General features: G+C 48.4%; 16 protein-coding genes and 2 pseudogenes. 13 read left to right on the top strand and 5 right to left on the bottom strand.

The window, feature by feature from the left end:
* From L5M49_RS03895 to L5M49_RS03910, 4 genes and pseudogenes are all read right to left on the bottom strand, one after another.
* Nucleotides 1-140 (bottom strand): annotated as a pseudogene (locus L5M49_RS03895) (IS4 family transposase); the annotation flags it as partial.
* Nucleotides 141-245: 105 nt separating this feature from the next.
* Nucleotides 246-725, bottom strand: a pseudogene (locus tag L5M49_RS03900) (NAD(P)-binding domain-containing protein); the annotation flags it as partial.
* Nucleotides 726-885: 160 nt separating this feature from the next.
* On the bottom strand, nucleotides 886-1200 hold the full coding sequence (sugE, locus tag L5M49_RS03905) for a quaternary ammonium compound efflux SMR transporter SugE (protein ID WP_173497693.1): 315 nt from the start codon (nucleotides 1198-1200) through the stop codon (nucleotides 886-888).
* A 284-nt stretch (nucleotides 1201-1484) separates the two neighbouring features.
* On the bottom strand, nucleotides 1485-3443 hold the full coding sequence (locus L5M49_RS03910) for a propionyl-CoA synthetase (protein ID WP_263139208.1): 1959 nt from the start codon (nucleotides 3441-3443) through the stop codon (nucleotides 1485-1487).
* A gap of 291 nt (nucleotides 3444-3734) precedes the next feature.
* Between L5M49_RS03910 and L5M49_RS03915 the strand changes: the two genes are divergently transcribed.
* From L5M49_RS03915 to L5M49_RS03950, 8 genes are all read left to right on the top strand, one after another.
* On the top strand, nucleotides 3735-4142 hold the full coding sequence (locus L5M49_RS03915) for a MerR family transcriptional regulator (RefSeq protein WP_263265481.1): 408 nt from the start codon (nucleotides 3735-3737) through the stop codon (nucleotides 4140-4142).
* Between the two features lie 140 nt (nucleotides 4143-4282).
* On the top strand, nucleotides 4283-5452 hold the full coding sequence (locus L5M49_RS03920; protein ID WP_263265482.1) for an isovaleryl-CoA dehydrogenase: 1170 nt from the start codon (nucleotides 4283-4285) through the stop codon (nucleotides 5450-5452).
* A gap of 116 nt (nucleotides 5453-5568) precedes the next feature.
* Nucleotides 5569-7176 carry a carboxyl transferase domain-containing protein gene (locus L5M49_RS03925; RefSeq protein WP_263265483.1) on the top strand — a complete coding sequence of 536 codons (1608 nt, stop codon included), beginning with the start codon at nucleotides 5569-5571 and terminating at the stop codon, nucleotides 7174-7176.
* A gap of 49 nt (nucleotides 7177-7225) precedes the next feature.
* On the top strand, nucleotides 7226-8104 hold the full coding sequence (locus L5M49_RS03930; RefSeq protein WP_263139220.1) for an enoyl-CoA hydratase-related protein: 879 nt from the start codon (nucleotides 7226-7228) through the stop codon (nucleotides 8102-8104).
* Nucleotides 8104-10167: an acetyl/propionyl/methylcrotonyl-CoA carboxylase subunit alpha gene (locus L5M49_RS03935; protein WP_263265484.1), complete on the top strand. Its 2064-nt coding sequence runs from the start codon at nucleotides 8104-8106 to the stop codon at nucleotides 10165-10167. The genes L5M49_RS03930 and L5M49_RS03935 overlap by 1 nt, the downstream gene beginning before the upstream one ends.
* Before the next feature lies 1 nt (nucleotide 10168).
* Nucleotides 10169-11092, top strand: a complete 924-nt coding sequence (locus L5M49_RS03940; protein WP_263265485.1) for a hydroxymethylglutaryl-CoA lyase — start codon at nucleotides 10169-10171, stop codon at nucleotides 11090-11092.
* Between the two features lie 87 nt (nucleotides 11093-11179).
* The gene (locus L5M49_RS03945; RefSeq protein ID WP_198573826.1) at nucleotides 11180-11884 is read left to right on the top strand and encodes a CoA transferase subunit A; all 705 of its coding nucleotides are present in this window, start codon (nucleotides 11180-11182) and stop codon (nucleotides 11882-11884) included.
* 127 nt (nucleotides 11885-12011) lie between these two features.
* On the top strand, nucleotides 12012-12668 hold the full coding sequence (locus L5M49_RS03950) for a CoA transferase subunit B (RefSeq protein WP_105252045.1): 657 nt from the start codon (nucleotides 12012-12014) through the stop codon (nucleotides 12666-12668).
* Nucleotides 12669-12767: 99 nt separating this feature from the next.
* Here L5M49_RS03950 and L5M49_RS03955 read toward each other — a convergent pair whose 3' ends face one another.
* Nucleotides 12768-13202 carry a hypothetical protein gene (locus L5M49_RS03955; protein ID WP_263265486.1) on the bottom strand — a complete coding sequence of 145 codons (435 nt, stop codon included), beginning with the start codon at nucleotides 13200-13202 and terminating at the stop codon, nucleotides 12768-12770.
* Between the two features lie 73 nt (nucleotides 13203-13275).
* Between L5M49_RS03955 and L5M49_RS03960 the strand changes: the two genes are divergently transcribed.
* The 5 genes from L5M49_RS03960 to L5M49_RS03980 all read left to right on the top strand — a co-directional run bounded on the left by L5M49_RS03960 (nucleotide 13276) and on the right by L5M49_RS03980 (nucleotide 17719).
* Nucleotides 13276-14298, top strand: coding sequence for a hypothetical protein (locus tag L5M49_RS03960; protein WP_263265487.1), 1023 nt, complete (start codon nucleotides 13276-13278; stop codon nucleotides 14296-14298).
* A 136-nt stretch (nucleotides 14299-14434) separates the two neighbouring features.
* Nucleotides 14435-15037, top strand: coding sequence for a DJ-1/PfpI family protein (locus L5M49_RS03965; RefSeq protein ID WP_263265488.1), 603 nt, complete (start codon nucleotides 14435-14437; stop codon nucleotides 15035-15037).
* A 38-nt stretch (nucleotides 15038-15075) separates the two neighbouring features.
* Nucleotides 15076-15393: a cytoplasmic protein gene (locus L5M49_RS03970; RefSeq protein WP_263265489.1), complete on the top strand. Its 318-nt coding sequence runs from the start codon at nucleotides 15076-15078 to the stop codon at nucleotides 15391-15393.
* A 191-nt stretch (nucleotides 15394-15584) separates the two neighbouring features.
* Nucleotides 15585-16343: a sulfite exporter TauE/SafE family protein gene (locus tag L5M49_RS03975; protein WP_105252043.1), complete on the top strand. Its 759-nt coding sequence runs from the start codon at nucleotides 15585-15587 to the stop codon at nucleotides 16341-16343.
* A 170-nt stretch (nucleotides 16344-16513) separates the two neighbouring features.
* Nucleotides 16514-17719: a PQQ-dependent sugar dehydrogenase gene (locus L5M49_RS03980; RefSeq protein ID WP_263265490.1), complete on the top strand. Its 1206-nt coding sequence runs from the start codon at nucleotides 16514-16516 to the stop codon at nucleotides 17717-17719.
* Nucleotides 17720-17804 lie beyond the last annotated feature (85 nt).

Genomic DNA, 17804 nt, shown 5'->3' on the forward strand with positions numbered 1-17804 from the left:
TTTCGACCTAACTCAGTCAAGGTCAGTGTCTTACATTCAATCAGTGCCTTAGAGGCCAGCATCAAGCTGTTTAATCGTTTTAGGTGAAGTTCTGGGCAGTATTGGTGTAAAGAATGTTGTAGGATATTGGCTTCGCGCATCTTGTTGTCCAAGTGTAGTTTTTAGCGAAACCATTTGATCATGCAACAAGATGCGCTTCCACCCTAATTTGATGATTTATTTGTAAATCATCAGGGGATTCTTCAGTGCCATGCATCGATATCACCGCTAGGCATAAGTGAGGGTCCAAAACGCGCACCGACTTCGCCGCCCGAAACTGCAGAGCTGAAAAATACAAACTGCCCTTTGTAGCGCGCTTCACGCTCAACAGTGTCAGTCCATAAACTGTTTCCTGTGTCGATAACAATATCGTCGGACTCAATTCCGGCAGAAATCAAGGCACTACAGACACCATCGACGGGGGCACCAGCAGGAACAGAAAGCACAAGAATACGGGGTTTTGTGAGACTGGCTAACATTTCGGTAAGATTAGCACAGCCAAGAATGCGAGATTCGAGTCCAGCACGTTCCTGTTTTTCTTGCTGTATTACACCATTAACTTTAACAGGATCGAGGTCAAACGCGCTGACGTGATATTGGTTATCTGCGATGTTTAGCGCAAGGTTTTTACCCATAACACCAAGGCCAATTACGCCGATATCATTAAGATTGCTGTGGTTTTGCATTATATTATTCCCACGGGTCACAGAGGTTAGAGCTAACCAATTTTGAGGCGTAATTATACCGATCTTTGTAACTTAATTACCAGAGACATACGATTGGCAATTTCGATTGTGCCGAAAGTACCAATCGTTTAGGTCTCATTTTATCCAATATAAGCGTCAATTAATGGGCGAGTTTAAGCCCTAAAACCCCCAGTAAGATCAGTATCAAACTGGTGATTTTCAGTAAGCTAACGCCTTCTCCTAAGAGGATAATTCCCGCAATCGCCGTACCCATAGCACCAATGCCGACCCACACGCCGTAAGCCGTACCAATAGGCAAATGCTTAACCGCGAGTCCTAGTAGCAACACACTCACTGCCATCGACGCTACTGTAAAGATACTTGGCCACAAACGCGTAAAACCGTCGGTATATTTAAGCCCTATAGCCCAACCAATTTCAAATAAACCCGCAAGAACTAATAAGAACCAACTCATAGTGAACTCCCATAAAGGGGTCGTCCCCATGTTAGATTAGGCGTATTTAGGGTCGTCCCTAAGCCATTTGATTACAGTAAAACTGTAGGTGATATAGCTGTACGTGATGAGAATGCAAGACTAGCAAATTTGAGGTGAAAATTTCAATCTTTGATTTTGCCGAAATAAGAAATGCCATGCGCAAAAAGGCGATAGCAAGCTTGGTCAGTTTACTATCGCCTTAATATTTCAACTCTCTATAAGACCTTTACACTCTTCCTATAAAAGCCTTTACGCTCTATTTCTTACACTAAAGCATCGGCATAACCCATGCGAGTGAGCGCGGTACGCACTAACTCTAAGGTCTGTGGATCTTCTATAGTCGCTGGCGCGGTATATTGCTGATTATCGGCAATTTTTCGCATAGTACCGCGTAAAATTTTACCAGAGCGCGTTTTAGGTAATTTTTGAATCGCACTCACTAACCTAAAGGAGGCGACGGGACCAATTTCTTGGCGTACTAGGGTTATTAACTGTTTATGCAGCTCTTCATCACTAATCGTCACGCCTTTCTTGAGTACCACTAATCCGAGGGGAACTTGGCCCTTAAGCGCATCATCTACCCCAATTACCGCGGCTTCGGCCACATCAGGGTGTTGACATAACACTTCTTCGAAACGCCCCGTCGATAGCCTGTGCCCCGCTACATTTATGATGTCATCGATACGACTCATAATGTAGAGATAGCCGTCTTCATCGGTATAACCCGCATCGCCAGTTAAGTAGTAACCCGGATACATAGACAAGTAACTATCTTGATAGCGTTGATCATTTTGCCACAGTGTCGTCAATGTCCCCGGCGGTAGAGGCAATTTAATCACCACATTACCCGAAGTATTGGCCGCAACTTGCTCACCTAATTCGTCCAGCACTTCAACCGCATAACCTGGCACAGGTAAAGCTGGCGAACCCGGTTTAATGGTAACTGGTGCTGTACCCATCAAATTTGCTGCGACAGGCCAGCCCGTTTCGGTTTGCCACCAGTGATCAATAACAGGTTTAGCGAGTTTAGTGTGTGCCCAGACTAAGGTATCGGGATCGCAACGCTCCCCCGCCAAAAAAACATATTTAAGACAAGCTAAATCAACACCTTGTAGATACTCACCATCAGGGTCTTCACGCTTGATTGCGCGAATAGCCGTCGGCGCGGTGAAGAAGCTTTTGACCTTATATTTGGCAATCGTGCGCCAAAATGCGCCGGGATCTGGCGTACCGACAGGTTTGCCTTCATACATTAAGGTTGTAGCGCCCACCAGCAGCGGTCCGTACACAATGTAAGAATGACCCACAACCCAACCCACATCAGACGCAGCCCAAAACACATCACCCGCTTGAATATCGTAAATATGCTGCATCGACCAAGCCAGAGCCACGGCATGGCCACCATTATCGCGTACCACACCTTTAGGCTGACCCGTGGTGCCTGAGGTATAAAGCACATACAAGGGATCGGTAGCCTTAAGCGCGACACAGTCGGCCTTAGGTGCAGTTGCTAATGCGGCTTGCCAATCTAAGTCACGGCCCTCAAGCAAATCAGCCTGATACTGGCTACGATTCAAAATTAGGCAGTGATCAACCTGATGCACTGACTGAGCTAACGCTTTATCTAACAGAGGCTTGTAAGGGATCACGCCCGAAGGCTCAATGCCACAGGATGCCGACAAGACCAATTTAGGCTTAGCATCATTGATCCGAGTCGCGAGTTCATTGGCGGCAAAGCCACCAAAAACCACCGAATGAATCGCACCTATGCGGGCACAGGCCAGCATAGCGAAGGTGGTTTCCGGCACCATAGGCATATAAATCACCACACGGTCGCCCTTCCCTATACCAATAGATTGCATAAAGCCCGCGAGTCGGCTCACTTGAGCCTGTAACTCCCCGTAGCTAATGCCGTATTCAGTATCAGTAACAGGACTCACATACTGGATAGCCACTTGGTCACCGCGTCCAGCCAACACATGGCGGTCAACGGCGTTATAACAAGTGTTCATCTCACCATCGGCGAACCAGTGATAAAACGGTGCCTGCGATTCATCGAGCACAGTTTGCGCCGGCTTAATCCAATCGAGCGTCTTCGCCGCTTCTCCCCAGAATTCGGCTTTATTAAGCAAGGATGCTTGGTGCAACGCTTGATGTTTTTGTTGGTTCTGTTTTTGATTTGTGGCTTGCGCTACAGATGCATTTTGCTGTTCGGTCAACATATGTCCTCCAATCAGGACTGCGACTCACATCGTCAGCCGCAATAACTACCCCTTCCTGCTTCTATTATTAGCAAGGAGGTCTAAAGCCCACTATTAGACGTTAGCCTATAACCAGAAGATATTTGTGGTTTTATGTGAGAACACTAATTTAAAGCACACGTTTTAATCTCGATGCACAGGCTGATGGCAATTGGGATTGACACTTTTTTGCCAACAGAATAAAAGCCAAAATCTTTACCTTTACGTAAACTTCATATATCTTGCTTAAAACTGATTATTTAGGGTGCATGAATGAGCGCAACGAACACACCACAAACGACTTACTCGATCAGTGATCTCTCAAAAGAGTTTGATATCACTACTCGTAGTATTCGTTTTTACGAAGACCAAGGTTTGCTTAAACCTAAACGCCGCGGCCAAACCCGTATTTATAGCCTCAAAGACAGGGTGCGTCTCAAGCTCATTCTTCGCGGTAAACGCTTGGGCTTTTCTTTGGCAGAAACCCGTCGTTTGTTCGAATTATACGATGCCGACAAGAGCAGCACCTCACAGCTCAATACCATGCTGGCGCTAGTGGAAGAAAAGAAGTCCGCACTACAACAGCAAATGGACGACATCAAAGTCGTATTAATGGAACTCAATTCCGCCGAGCAGCAGTGCCGTTTAGCCTTAGAAGATAACAAAACGGCAAAAACCTAAATCCACGTTGACACAAAATCAAATCAATTTGATGGCGATAACGACTACGGATTTAAATACAAGATTTAAAAGACTCAAGCACCTAAAAATCATAAAAACGATAACAATCTGAAATTAGAACATCTGAAAGGACACAAGCAATGAACTCTCTCTACACAAGTCTGAATTTTGGCCTAGGCGAAGACGTCGATATGCTGCGCGATGCAGTGCAGGATTTTGCCGCGAATGAAATCGCCCCAATTGCCGCGAAAGTGGATCACGACAATGCCTTTCCCAATGAACTTTGGCCTGTGCTTGGAGGAATGGGACTGCTCGGAGTAACGGTACCCGAAGAGTTCGGCGGCGCAAACATGGGCTACCTAGCCCACGTCGTCGCAATGGAAGAAATCTCCCGCGCATCCGCTTCTATCGGCCTAAGTTACGGCGCCCACTCAAACCTGTGTGTCAATCAAATCAACCGTAACGGTAATGCAGCGCAAAAAGCCAAGTACCTGCCAAAACTGGTGAGCGGTGAGCATATTGGCGCGCTGGCCATGAGTGAGCCAAACGCTGGTTCTGACGTGGTTTCGATGAAGCTACATGCCCGTAAAGAAGGCGACCGTTATATCCTTAATGGCAACAAGATGTGGATCACCAACGGTCCCGATGCCAATACCTATGTCATTTACGCGAAAACCGACTTAACCAAAGGCGCACACGGTATTACCGCCTTTATCGTTGAACGTGATTCGAAAGGTTTTAGCCAAGCGCAAAAGCTCGACAAACTCGGCATGCGCGGCTCTAACACCTGCGAACTGGTGTTTGAAGATGTAGAAATACCAGAAGAAAACATTTTAGGCGGCCTCAATAACGGCGTAAAAGTGCTGATGAGCGGCCTCGATTACGAGCGCGTCGTACTGTCTGGCGGCCCGCTAGGGATCATGAATGCCTGTATGGATATCGTTGTGCCTTACATCCACGAGCGTGAGCAATTTGGTAAATCCATCGGTGAATTCCAACTAGTGCAAGGCAAGTTAGCCGACATGTACACAGGCATGAATGCCGCCAAATCCTATGTCTATAACGTCGCAAAATCCTGCGATCGCGGTGAAACCACCCGTAAAGATGCCGCAGGCGCCATTCTTTATAGCGCAGAACTTGCCACCAAAATGGCACTGGATGCCATTCAACTGCTAGGCGGCAATGGCTATGTCAACGAATACGCCACTGGCCGCTTACTGCGTGATGCCAAGCTGTATGAAATCGGCGCCGGCACCTCAGAAATTCGCCGCATGCTGATTGGCCGCGAACTGTTCAATGAGTCGAAATAACGCGTGTTCAAATAATCTCTCACAAGTGAATGGGTAGCACCTCACTGTAACTTACAGTTTGCGCCACCCATTCGAGCAAGGTGATACCGAGTTTCCGCTTTATAAGGACAATCAAAGTGACGCAATTAAGCAGTCGTATCAACGCCCGTAGCGATGAATTTAAAGCAAAATCAGACGATATGGCCGCCCTAGTGGCCGATCTCAAAACTAAACTCAATAAAATCGAACTCGGCGGCGGCCCTGTGGCGCTGGAGCGTCATTTATCCCGCGGTAAATTATTGCCACGTCAACGGGTTGAAAAGCTGCTCGATGCGGGCTCGCCCTTTTTAGAGCTATCGCAATTTGCGGCGTTTGAAGTCTATGACGAGGAAGTGCCCGCAGCGGGCATTATCGCTGGTATCGGCCGTGTGAGTGGTGTCGAATGCATGATCATCGCCAACGACGCTACAGTTAAAGGCGGCACTTACTACCCGATTACCGTTAAAAAACACCTTCGCGCCCAAGATATTGCCAGCCGTTGTCACTTGCCTTGTATCTATTTAGTCGACTCTGGCGGCGCTAACCTGCCTCGCCAAGATGAAGTCTTCCCCGACCGCGACCATTTCGGCCGCATCTTTTACAATCAAGCGCAAATGTCCGCTAAGGGCATCCCCCAAATTGCTGTGGTGATGGGCTTATGTACCGCAGGCGGCGCATATGTGCCAGCCATGGCGGATGAATCGATTATCGTAAAAGATCAAGGCACTATCTTCTTAGCCGGCCCACCATTAGTCAAAGCGGCCACAGGGGAAGAAGTCAGCGCCGAAGAGTTAGGCGGCGCCGAAGTGCACACAAAAATTTCCGGCGTAGCCGATCATTTAGCCCAAAACGATGAGCACGCGTTAGAGCTTGCCCGCCGCGCGGTATCACGCCTGAATCATCAAAAAGAAATCAAAAGCCTGCTGTGCCCTGTCAAACCACCAAAATTCGATATCAGCGAACTGTATGGCATTGTCGGCACCGACTTGAAAAAGCCCTTTGATGTCAAGGAAGTGATCGCCCGTATCGTCGATGATTCTGATTTTGATGAGTTTAAAGCCAACTATGGCGCAACCTTAGTATGCGGTTTTGCCCGTATTCACGGCTACCCCGTCGGCATTGTCGCTAACAACGGCATTCTGTTCTCTGAGTCTGCGCAAAAAGGCGCGCACTTTATTGAACTGTGCTGCCAGCGCAAAATTCCGCTGCTGTTCCTACAAAATATCACCGGCTTTATGGTGGGTAAAAAGTACGAACACGAAGGCATAGCCAAACACGGTGCCAAAATGGTAACCGCGGTGTCTTGTGCCAATGTGCCTAAATTTACTGTGATTATCGGCGGCAGCTACGGCGCGGGTAACTACGGCATGTGTGGCCGCGCGTTCGAACCGACCATGATGTGGATGTGGCCTAACGCCCGTATCTCTGTGATGGGCGGCGAGCAAGCGGCTGGCGTACTCGCCACAGTGCGCCGCGACGGTTTAGCCCGTAAAGGTGAAGAATGGTCACTTGAGGATGAAAAAGCCTTTAAAGCGCCAATTGTCGCCCAATACGATAAAGAAGGTCATCCGTACCATGCCAGCGCCCGTTTATGGGATGACGGCATTATCGACCCAGCGCAAACCCGCGATGTGGTCGGCCTTGCCCTATCGGCGGCGTTAAACGCCCCTATCGAAGACACCCGCTTTGGTGTGTTCCGTATGTAAAGGCATATGTGAAAAACATATGTCACACAAGAAGATAGGGAAAAGAATAATGACAGATACATTAAACAGCACTAGCGGCACAAAGGATTTAAGCAACTTGCAGCACGTCACTTACGCGCTCAATAACGGCGTTGCCGAGCTTATTCTTGACCGAGCAGAAGTACACAACGCCTTCGATGAAGTGATGATTAGCGAGATGATTAGCGTCCTTAGCTATTTTGCTGAGCACAAGCAATGCCAAGTGCTGGTACTCAAAGCGAACGGCAAAAACTTCAGCGCCGGCGCCGATCTCAATTGGATGCGCAAACAAGCCAAAATGGACTTTGAGCAAAATCTAAATGATGCCAAAGCCTTAGCAAAACTGATGCAGGATCTTGATACCTTTCCTAAGCCCACCATTGCACTAGTGCAAGGTGCAGCCTTTGGCGGCGCACTGGGGCTGATTTGCGCCTGCGATATCGCTATCGCCACGACGCGCGCCAGCTTTTGCTTGAGCGAAGTAAAACTCGGATTAATTCCAGCAGTAATTAGCCCTTATGTTGCCCGCGCCATGGGTAATCGTGCATCGCGCCGCTACATGCTGACCGCCGAGCGTTTTAGTGCAGAAACCGCATTAAAACTTAACGTCATTCATGAGATCAGCGATGACTTAGACGCCGCCGCAAAGCCTATGATTGACGCGCTGCGAGCCAATAGCCCGCAAGGCATGGCATGGGTAAAAACACTGCTGTCGCATCTTGAAGATGGCGTGATAGACCAAAACACCATTGATTACACTAGCGAGCGTATCGCCCGCATTCGGGTATCAACCGAGGGCCAAGAGGGCTTAAACGCCTTTTTTGAGAAACGTCAGCCTAACTGGCAACAAGCACACTCAACGCCCTCCAAGCCCATGCAAAAGCCAAGTGATACCCAAGGAGCCCTTTGATGTTGACCAAGCACATGTTTACCAAACTATTGATTGCTAACCGCGGTGAAATCGCCTGTCGCATCATCAAAACGGCCCATGCCATGGGCGTTCGCACCGTTGCCCTATATTCCGATGCCGATAAAGAAGCGCGCCATGTCGCCATGGCCGACGAATCCTTCTATTTAGGCGGCAGTGCGCCGGCAGACTCCTATTTAAAGGGCGATTTGATTATCGACATCGCCAAAAAAGCGGGCGCACAAGCGATTCACCCAGGTTATGGTTTCTTATCTGAAAATGCCGACTTTGCCCGTAAATGTGAAGCCGCAGGCATCGCCTTTGTGGGCCCAGGTAGCGACGCTATCGATGCAATGGGCAGCAAAAGCGCCGCTAAATCTATTATGACGGCGGCAAACGTGCCCTTAGTCCCGGGTTATCACGGCGATGACCAAACCGATGCGACCTTAAAAGCGGAGGCACTGAAAATCGGCTTCCCTATGCTGATTAAAGCCGCTTATGGCGGCGGCGGTAAAGGCATGCGTATCGTCGAGAATGAAGGCGAAATCATGGAAGCCGTAAACTCGGCGCGCCGTGAAGCGGCCTTTTCTTTTGGTAACGATAAGTTATTGATGGAGCGTTATTTACGCCAGCCGCGCCACGTCGAAGTGCAAGTGTTTGCCGACACCTTTGGCAACGCGATTTACTTATCGGATCGCGATTGTTCGATTCAGCGTCGCCACCAAAAAGTGGTCGAAGAAGCACCTGCGCCCGGTTTAAGCGATGCACTGCGTGCCCAAATGGGTGAAGCAGCCGTCGCGGCAGCCAAAGCCATCGATTATGTTGGCGCAGGCACTGTGGAGTTTCTGTTAGATACAGACAATCGCTTCTATTTCATGGAGATGAACACCCGTCTGCAGGTTGAGCATCCCGTGACTGAAATGGTCACAGGCCAAGACTTAGTGAAATGGCAATTGATGGTCGCCAGCGGTCAGCCACTGCCCCTTAAGCAAGATGAAGTGCGGATCCACGGCCATTCTTTTGAAGTACGTATTTACGCCGAAGATCCACAAAATGAGTTTTTACCCGCCAGCGGTAAGCTCAACTTTTTACGTGAACCCGAGCAAAGCAAATACGTGCGTATCGATTCTGGCATTCGCGAAAACGATGTGATCAGTAACTTCTACGATCCTATGATTGCCAAGCTTATCGTCTGGGATGAATCGCGCCCGCGCGCCCTGCAGCGTTTAGTGCATGCTTTAGAGTCGTATCAAATCAGCGGTCTTAAGCACAACATTGAGTTTTTGGCGAACATTGCCGAGCACCCAGCCTTTGCCAATGCCGACTTTAGCACTGACTTTATTGGCCGTTATGGCGACACCCTGATTGGCACAACCTCGAGCGAAGCCGACACTGCGCTTGCCTTTGCCGCGCTGTATCAAGTGCTTGCCCGTAAAGAAGCCGCTAAAGCACAGGCGATCAACAGCGCCGATCCTTACTCGCCTTGGGGTCAAGTGAGCGGCTTTAGACTCAACAGTTGCAGTCAGCACAATATTGCCCTGCTCGATGATGCCCATGAATTGCAGCAGTTAGTGATGCTCGATTTAGGCGGCATGTATCAGTTGCCACTGCACGGTCAAGATTGGCTGCTAAATGGCGAGCTGAAACAAGATTTACTGCTCGCCGAAATCAACGGCCATAAGAGTAAAGTGCCCGTTAGCGCCCAAGGTGATGACTTTACGCTGTTTTTATCCTCCGGCAGTTACCACTTTAAAGCAGTGCAAACACTCGTGGTCGAAGAACAAGCCAGCAATGCTGACAAGTTAAAAGCGCCCATGAACGGCACGGTAGTGACCCATTTAGTCGATATCGGCACACAAGTTAAAGCGGGCCAAGGTTTGCTGGTGATGGAAGCCATGAAGATGGAATACACAATCGAAGCCCCCTTTGACGGCATAGTCACTGAGTTCTACTTTAAGGCGGGCGAGCTAGTAACCGATGGCGCAACCTTGCTTAACGTAGATCCGTTAAACCTAGCGCCATTAAATGGGATTGAGGCTGAGCCCACTGCGACCAAGGAAGCCTAAGATGTCTTTCGTCAATATGAGCCAAAGTCTACACGCCAAAGACACGGTCAGCATTTTCGAGATGGGCGCACGCGACGGCCTGCAAAACGAAGTCGCCGTGCCGACGGCAGCTAAAATCGCCTTGATTGAATCGCTGGCAGGTGCGGGGCTTAAGCGTATCGAAGCCGGCAGCTTTGTGTCACCTAAATGGGTGCCACAAATGGCCGATTCTGCCGATGTGCTCAAGCAAATACAGCGTCAAAGCGGCGTGGTGTATAGCGCGCTCACACCCAACGTCAAAGGCTTTGAACTGGCACTGGATGCAAAAGTGAGTGAGGTGGCAATATTTGGCGCCGCCTCACAAAGCTTTAGTCAGCGCAATATCAACTGCTCGATAGAAGAGTCGATTGAACGCTTTATCCCTTTGATGGAATTAGCAAAAAAACACAATATTCCGGTGCGCGGTTATGTGTCTTGCGTGCTCGGCTGCCCCTACGAAGGTGAGATAGCGGTCAGTGAAGTGGCCCGTGTGTCTGAAATCCTTTACAAAATGGGCTGCTACGAAATATCGCTCGGCGACACTATCGGTGTAGGCACACCGCAAAAAGCCCGTAGAATGCTGCAAACAGTGGCTGAGCGCGTCCCAGTCGAAAAACTGGCGCTACACTTTCACGACACCTATGGCCAAGCATTAGCCAACATTTTGGCCTGTTTAGACTTAGGTGTGCGGGTGTTTGACTCCTCGGTTGCGGGTCTTGGTGGTTGCCCCTATGCCAAAGGCGCATCGGGCAATCTTGCCACCGAAGACTTAGTGTATATGCTGCACGGCATGGGATTCGAAACGGGTATCGATTTACAAAAACTCGCGTTAGCAGGGCAAGCCATCAGCACACAGCTGAATCGCAACAACGGTTCGAAAGTGGCCACAGCCCTGTTAGCAAAATAGAACAAAAACCATTAACGACACCAACAACCGTTATTAAAAACGCGCGTTATTTCCCGCGCGTTTTCTAAAGCATAAAAGGACATCACAATGGCAGGACTCAATAAAGTCGTCAGCAGCTATGAAGAAGCGTTAGCAGGCTTATCAAACGACATGACCATTATGGTCGGCGGCTTTGGCCTATGCGGCATTCCAGAAGGCTTAATCAATCAAATGGTTAAGATGGGCGTTAACGGCTTAACGGCGATATCAAACAACGCTGGCGTTGACGATTTCGGCCTTGGCTTACTGTTAAAACATCGCCAAATCGCCACTATGATCGCTTCTTACGTGGGTGAAAATGCCACCTTTGAACAGCAAATGCTCTCTGGCGAACTGAACGTGATTTTAACGCCCCAAGGCACGCTGGCGGAAAAAATCCGCGCAGGTGGCGCAGGTATTCCGGCATTTTTCACCGCTACAGGCTACGGCACGCCAGTCGCTGATGGTAAAGAAACCCGCGAAATCAAAGGTCGCCATTACGTGTTAGAAGAGTCGCTGACCGCAGATTTTGCCTTAGTGCGTGCATGGAAAGCCGATACCATGGGTAATTTGGTATTCCGTAAAACCGCCGCCAACTTTAACCCTATGATGGCGACCGCGGGCAAAATCACTGTGGTTGAAGCCGAGTTTATTGTTGAGCCGGGCGAGCTAGACCCAGATCATATCCACACGCCGGGCATCTATGTTGACCGCGTTATTCAAGGCAAGTTCGAGAAACGTATCGAGCAGCGCACGGTAAAAGCCGCGAAATAAAAGACGCAGGCAAAAACCTTGAAACACAGTTAACGCAATTGGCACTTAGCTCCCTAAAGTAAAAACTAAGGGTAAAACCTAAGAGTAAAGGCCAAAGCGTCAAAGCCAAATAGAAAGGATAGATATCATGGCATTATCAAGAGAACAACTGGCTCAGCGCGTCGCCAAAGAATTAAAAGATGGCTACTACGTTAACCTCGGCATTGGCATTCCAACACTGGTGGCCAACTACATTCCCGAAGGCATGGAAGTCATGTTGCAATCGGAAAATGGTCTACTCGGCATGGGCGAATTCCCCACCGAAGACACCATAGATCCGGATTTAATCAATGCGGGCAAACAAACCGTTACCGCAGTGAAAGGCGCCTCGTTTTTCTCATCGGCGGAAAGCTTTGCCATGATCCGTGGCGGCCATGTGGACTTAACCGTGCTCGGCGCCTTTGAAGTCGATGTGAACGGCTCTATCGCCTCATGGATGATCCCCGGCAAACTCATCAAAGGCATGGGCGGCGCGATGGATTTAGTCGCGGGCGCCGAAAACATTATAGTGACTATGATGCACGCCGATAAATACGGCAATTCTAAACTGCTACCCGTGTGCGAATTGCCGCTAACAGGTTACGGCTGCATTAAACGTGTCGTCACAGATTTAGCCTTTATCGAAATCAAAGATGGCGCATTCCATTTACTCGAGCGCGCACCAGGCGTGAGCGTCGAAGAAATCGTCAGCAAAACTGCTGGCAAGTTAATCGTGCCAGAGCATGTACCAGAAATGGTGTTTTAAGCGTTCTCTAAAATGCGCAAGTAACGTATAGCGGCTAAGGTTGAAACTCAAGTTAGTTTGAAGCTTTAACCTAAAGAATTTTGAGCGTTAACCGACGTTTTACGATACCAACAAGGCCCAAAAGATGATTCTGGGCTTTTTGTTGATTTTGGGCATCTTATTGCTTTTGTCATCCCCGCGAAGGCGGGGAACCATAAGTAAATTCACCGCCAGATTGTCCACTACAAACCGTGTTTTCGGTGAACAAGCCTGCTCTACTGAGTGTTTTGCACTATGTACTTTTTGAATGCTGATCGCCATAAACAGCCCTTCTGCTCTGGCGACTCGCCGTAAACCCATCCTTGGGGGCTCAACGAAAAAGTCCCTTTTCCCGATGGTCGCCAACGCAAGAGTGCGGTTTACTCCCCATCCCAGCATATTCAATAATGAACAATGTCGCGCATTAAACTGATAACACCATATGTTAGCAAGGTTCTTTGCTGGCGAATGTGTGTTCACCATCGCTACAACGGAGTCGCTTAATGCTTGCTTCAAAAATGCTACAGATAGTCATATTTAGCGCCGTTGCGGTAAACTTGCCGCAGCCTAAATAATAAGGATGCTCAAGATGTTAGCCAAATTTCTCAATAAGCGCAGTCGCAGTCGTAAACATATGCGCGATTATGCCAAAAACGTCTTTGAATATGACCAGTATTTACTACCTCTTTATATTGACAGCGGGGTAACAGAAGGTTTTGAGAGAATTAAGCCATACCGCGAGTTTGATGAGGACTTTCGCCAGTGGGAGTTGTTTGGTGCCGAATTCGGCGTGCCCGAATGTTATTTGGCCGATGTGGCGCAACTTGCGTATATAGAATCTGGCAGGCTTGAGGCGGCGCCGCTGATGCGCTCGCTCGCTTACGGTTATTTTGCAACCGCCATTGATTACTATAAATATTGCTCGTCGATAGAAAAAACTGGCGGGATAGCAAACGCTATGTGGTCTACAATCAGCGTGTTTCGGCTTGTGCTGATGCTGTTAGCTGGGCTTAAACGCGAGGCGGACGAGCTGTACCACGCTGATGCAACCGCGCGGCGTTCGGGCTGGATTGTTCGCTCCCATGGCTTTATTGGCGATTTTTTGGTGCTGCTGTATGGCCGTTATCTGGGGCATATCGAGCCGCCTTTTACCACTGAAGTGCAAGTGACACTGCGAAAAACGGCTCCTTTCCCCTATGCGCCATTTTTAGATAACTGGGACACACTGGATATCGAATTCATCAGCACTATGCTGCAAACCCTGTGTGATCATCAGGTAGAACAAGCAGTTATTGGGGATAAAAAGTGTTTTTTTGAGTTCCACAATGGACATCTATCATACATACCGTTGACGGCGTTAATGCTGCTAAAGCTTCGTGACCTCAGGGGCTTGCCTAATCCGCAGTTCAGTCATCCGGCCTTTGGCGATATCACAGCTTTGTTTGAACAAGTCTGCACAGCGTTTAGCGACTATGTCGCAGCAGAGAAGATCCTGCGGATTGAAGATGCAGCCGATGAAGTGTTAACCAACACATTAACCAGAATGCAAAGCCAAGATTTTGATGCCCATGCTATTTTCGCCAAGCGACTGCCATCGTTTAGTGCTGGTTAATATTTTGATTAACCAAATTTTCATAAAAAATGGATAACCAATAAAATCATGATTCTATTCATATTGAGGACCCAAGGCTTAAGGTTGAGCATATTCAAGCCTTAAGTCATCCACAATACAAGCCAGAGGAAAGCTTATGTACCAGATTGCGATTGTGATATTTGATGAATTTACCGATATCGATTTCTTCTTAATGCGCGATATTCTCGGCCGTACAAAAACCGATTGGACAGTAAAAGTACTCGGGACCAAACCTAGCCACAGATCGAGTTTAGGGATGACGGTTGCAACCGATGGTCATGTGGCCGAAGTCGCTGATGCCGACGTGGTATTATTCAGCAGTGGTTACAAAGGCGTACCTGCGGCACTTGCTGATACTGAGTTTATGTCCGCCCTTAAATTAGATCCCACACGACAATTGCTTGGCAGTATCTGCGCTGGGTCATTCTTCTTTGCCAAATTAGGGCTACTCGACAATCTTTCAGCAACGACTCACCCCGATGCAAAACCTGCCCTAGTTGCCATGGGCGTCGATGTAGAAGACTGCGCCCTCGTGATTAATGGCAATATTGCCACTGCGGGTGGCTGCTTGTCCTCACTCTATTTAACCGGCTGGGTTGCGGAGCGCTTATTCGACAGTGCGAAACGCCGCGAAATTCACAGGCAGCTTATTCCAGCGGGGCAAACAGATATTTTTGAAGCATTAATCCAATCCTCCATCTCCGCGGCCATTCGTTAAAAGTGATGTAGATACTCTCGATGAATGAAAAGGATCCCATGATAAAACTTAAAAATCTTCTCGAGGCTATAAAAGCCGAGCATCAAATAACCACCCAGAATGAGCTTGTGGCTTTGCTATCGCAAAATGAATTACTCATTCAGCAAATCCAAGCTGCTGATGCGCAGCATTGGGTCAATTTTGCTAAGAATACCTTCGATGGTTGGTATTGCATTCGAACACCTATGCTCGGTACCTTTCATGTTTATTACCAAGAACGTGGACAAAACTGCTGGGGAGAAGATGTTTTTACCGAGCAAAGTGCAGCCATAGCTGCGGTTATTTTTATGTCAGGCATTTGGGATCAAGTCCCCTAGCACTAAGCAAGTAAAAGCCTGCTCACTCATCCGATATCTTCACCTTCACGAATGGCGATATGTAACGAATCATTACGCGACTTTCAATATCGAAATCATCCTGTTAGGGTGAGTGCTTAGATTGACTCATAATAACAGACACATTTTTAGCGCTCTGTTTAACTCTCTCATTGTCCAAAGGAGCGGTATCTATGGACTGGCTTATTATTGCACTCGCGGGCTTTTTAGGCGGCATGCTCAATGCAGTTGCCGGTGGAGGCAGTTTTATTACCCTATTAGCGTTAGTGTTTGTCGGGGTTCCACCGATTGCGGCGAATGCCACGGGGACAGCCGCGCTGCTGCCTGGTTATATCGCCAGCGCATGGCGTTTTAGAAAGGATATCGAATATCCGGCGAGTCTTAGCCTTAAGAATCTGATCTTAATTGCTTTAATTGGCGGCAGTATTGGCGCGGGTATTTTGCTGACCACCAGCGAGCAAGTCTTCGCAAAGCTGATCCCTTGGCTGATTCTACTGGCCACCGCGGCCTTTATTGTTGGCCCTTGGTTGCTCAAACGAAGAATCGCAGAGCAAGGCGAAAACACCTCTACGCCAATGTTAAGTCCGATAACGGCACTGATAATGCTGTCGGCTGTGTGTATCTATGGCGGTTATTTTAATGGTGGCTTAGGCATCATACTACTCGCAAGTTTTGGCCTGATGGGGCAAACCAATCTACATGGGATGAACGGACTTAAAAATCTGATTTCAGCCCTGCTCACCGCCATTGCCGTTGTGGTTTATGCCGCGGGCAATGTTATCGATGGGCAATATCTGTTGCTGCTTGCCGTTATGGCGATTGTCGGTGGTTATGTGGGGGCGGCGCTGGCCTACCGTATTTCACAGCCCTTGCTACGCGGCTTTATTGTGATCGTCGGTTTAGCGATGGCTTTAGGCTTTTTCATGCGCTAGTTTTTCATGCGTTAGTTTTCATACGTTAGGCTTTTGATTTGTGAAGCTTAAACTCATAAAAGCTGGACAGGCGAGTTTTCGATACAAGGTCTCACCGATAAATTGCCCTTATGTGACTGACTTGTTACTCTGATCCATCCTATAGGAGAACACTGTGATTAAGGATAGCGATGAAACTGATGACCTTGAAGCTGAGGACCTTAAGACTGAGTAAATTAATGCCAAAGACCTTGAAGCTAAGCACCTTAAATCTTGCCCTGTGTCTTATTGCATGCTCACCGGCTATTTACACCGAAACCGCTAGCGCAGCGACCATTAGCGTCAAAACGGAAACGGGTAATATTCAGGTAAAAACCATAGCCCAAGGGTTAGAGAATGTCTGGGGTATGGCATTCTTACCCGACGGCAGTATGCTCGTGACTGAACGCGCCGGCAGAATGCGCATTGTCAGCACCGCAGGCAAAGTGGGTGAACCCTTAACGGGTTTACCGCCTATGTATGCCAAAGGTCAAGGTGGTTTACTTGATGTAGTGCTTGCGCCCGATTTTGCAAGCAGCAAAAAAATCTATTTCAGTTATTCAGAACCCGCTGAAGGTGATACGCTCAATAGCACAGCGGTCAGTTTTGCCACGCTCAATGGTAACAAGCTTGAAAATCTCACCCGCGTTTTTAGTCAACAACCTAAAGTCAACAGCGGCCACCATTTTGGATCTCGTTTAGTGTGGGCGCCTGATGGCACACTGTTTATCACACTCGGTGATCGCTATAGCGAAAAAGATAGCGCACAAACATTAGACAATCATTTAGGCAAAGTGGTGCGTATTCATGCCGATGGCTCAGTGCCTAAGGATAACCCCTTCGCCAATACGGTTGGCGCCTTACCCGAGATCTGGTCTATCGGTCATCGCAATATGCAAGGCGCGGCCATTAATCCCACCAGCAAAGTATTGTGGACGGGCGAGCATGGCCCCCAGGGCGGCGATGAACTCAATATCGACCAAGCGGCTAAAAACTATGGCTGGCCAGTGATTACCTATGGTGAGAATTATGGCGGCGGCAACATCGGCGAAGGTACCCATAAAACGGGAATGGAGCAACCCGTCTACAAATGGGTTCCGTCGATTGCCACGGCGGGCTTTATGTTTTACACAGGTGATAAATTTCCACAGTGGCAAAATAATCTGTTACTCGCCAGCCTAAAGGAAAAAACACTGGTGCGTTTAGTGCTTGATGGCGACAAGATAATTAAAGAAGAACGGCTGCTGAAAACTGAATTAGGGCAAAGATTACGCTCAGTCGTGCAAGGGCCAGATGGACTGATTTATCTCGTAACCGATGAAGCTAAATCAAAAATTTACCAGTTATCGCCGCAGTAATCTTAATCGCTGCACTTTTATCACAGTGCTTTAACTAACCCATGTTAACCACAGCAATAAACTCAATCGATAGAGAATGTAAGCC

Source organism: Shewanella sp. SM74 (assembly GCF_025653725.1).
In the GTDB taxonomy this organism is placed as follows: Bacteria; Pseudomonadota; Gammaproteobacteria; order Enterobacterales; family Shewanellaceae; genus Shewanella; species Shewanella oncorhynchi.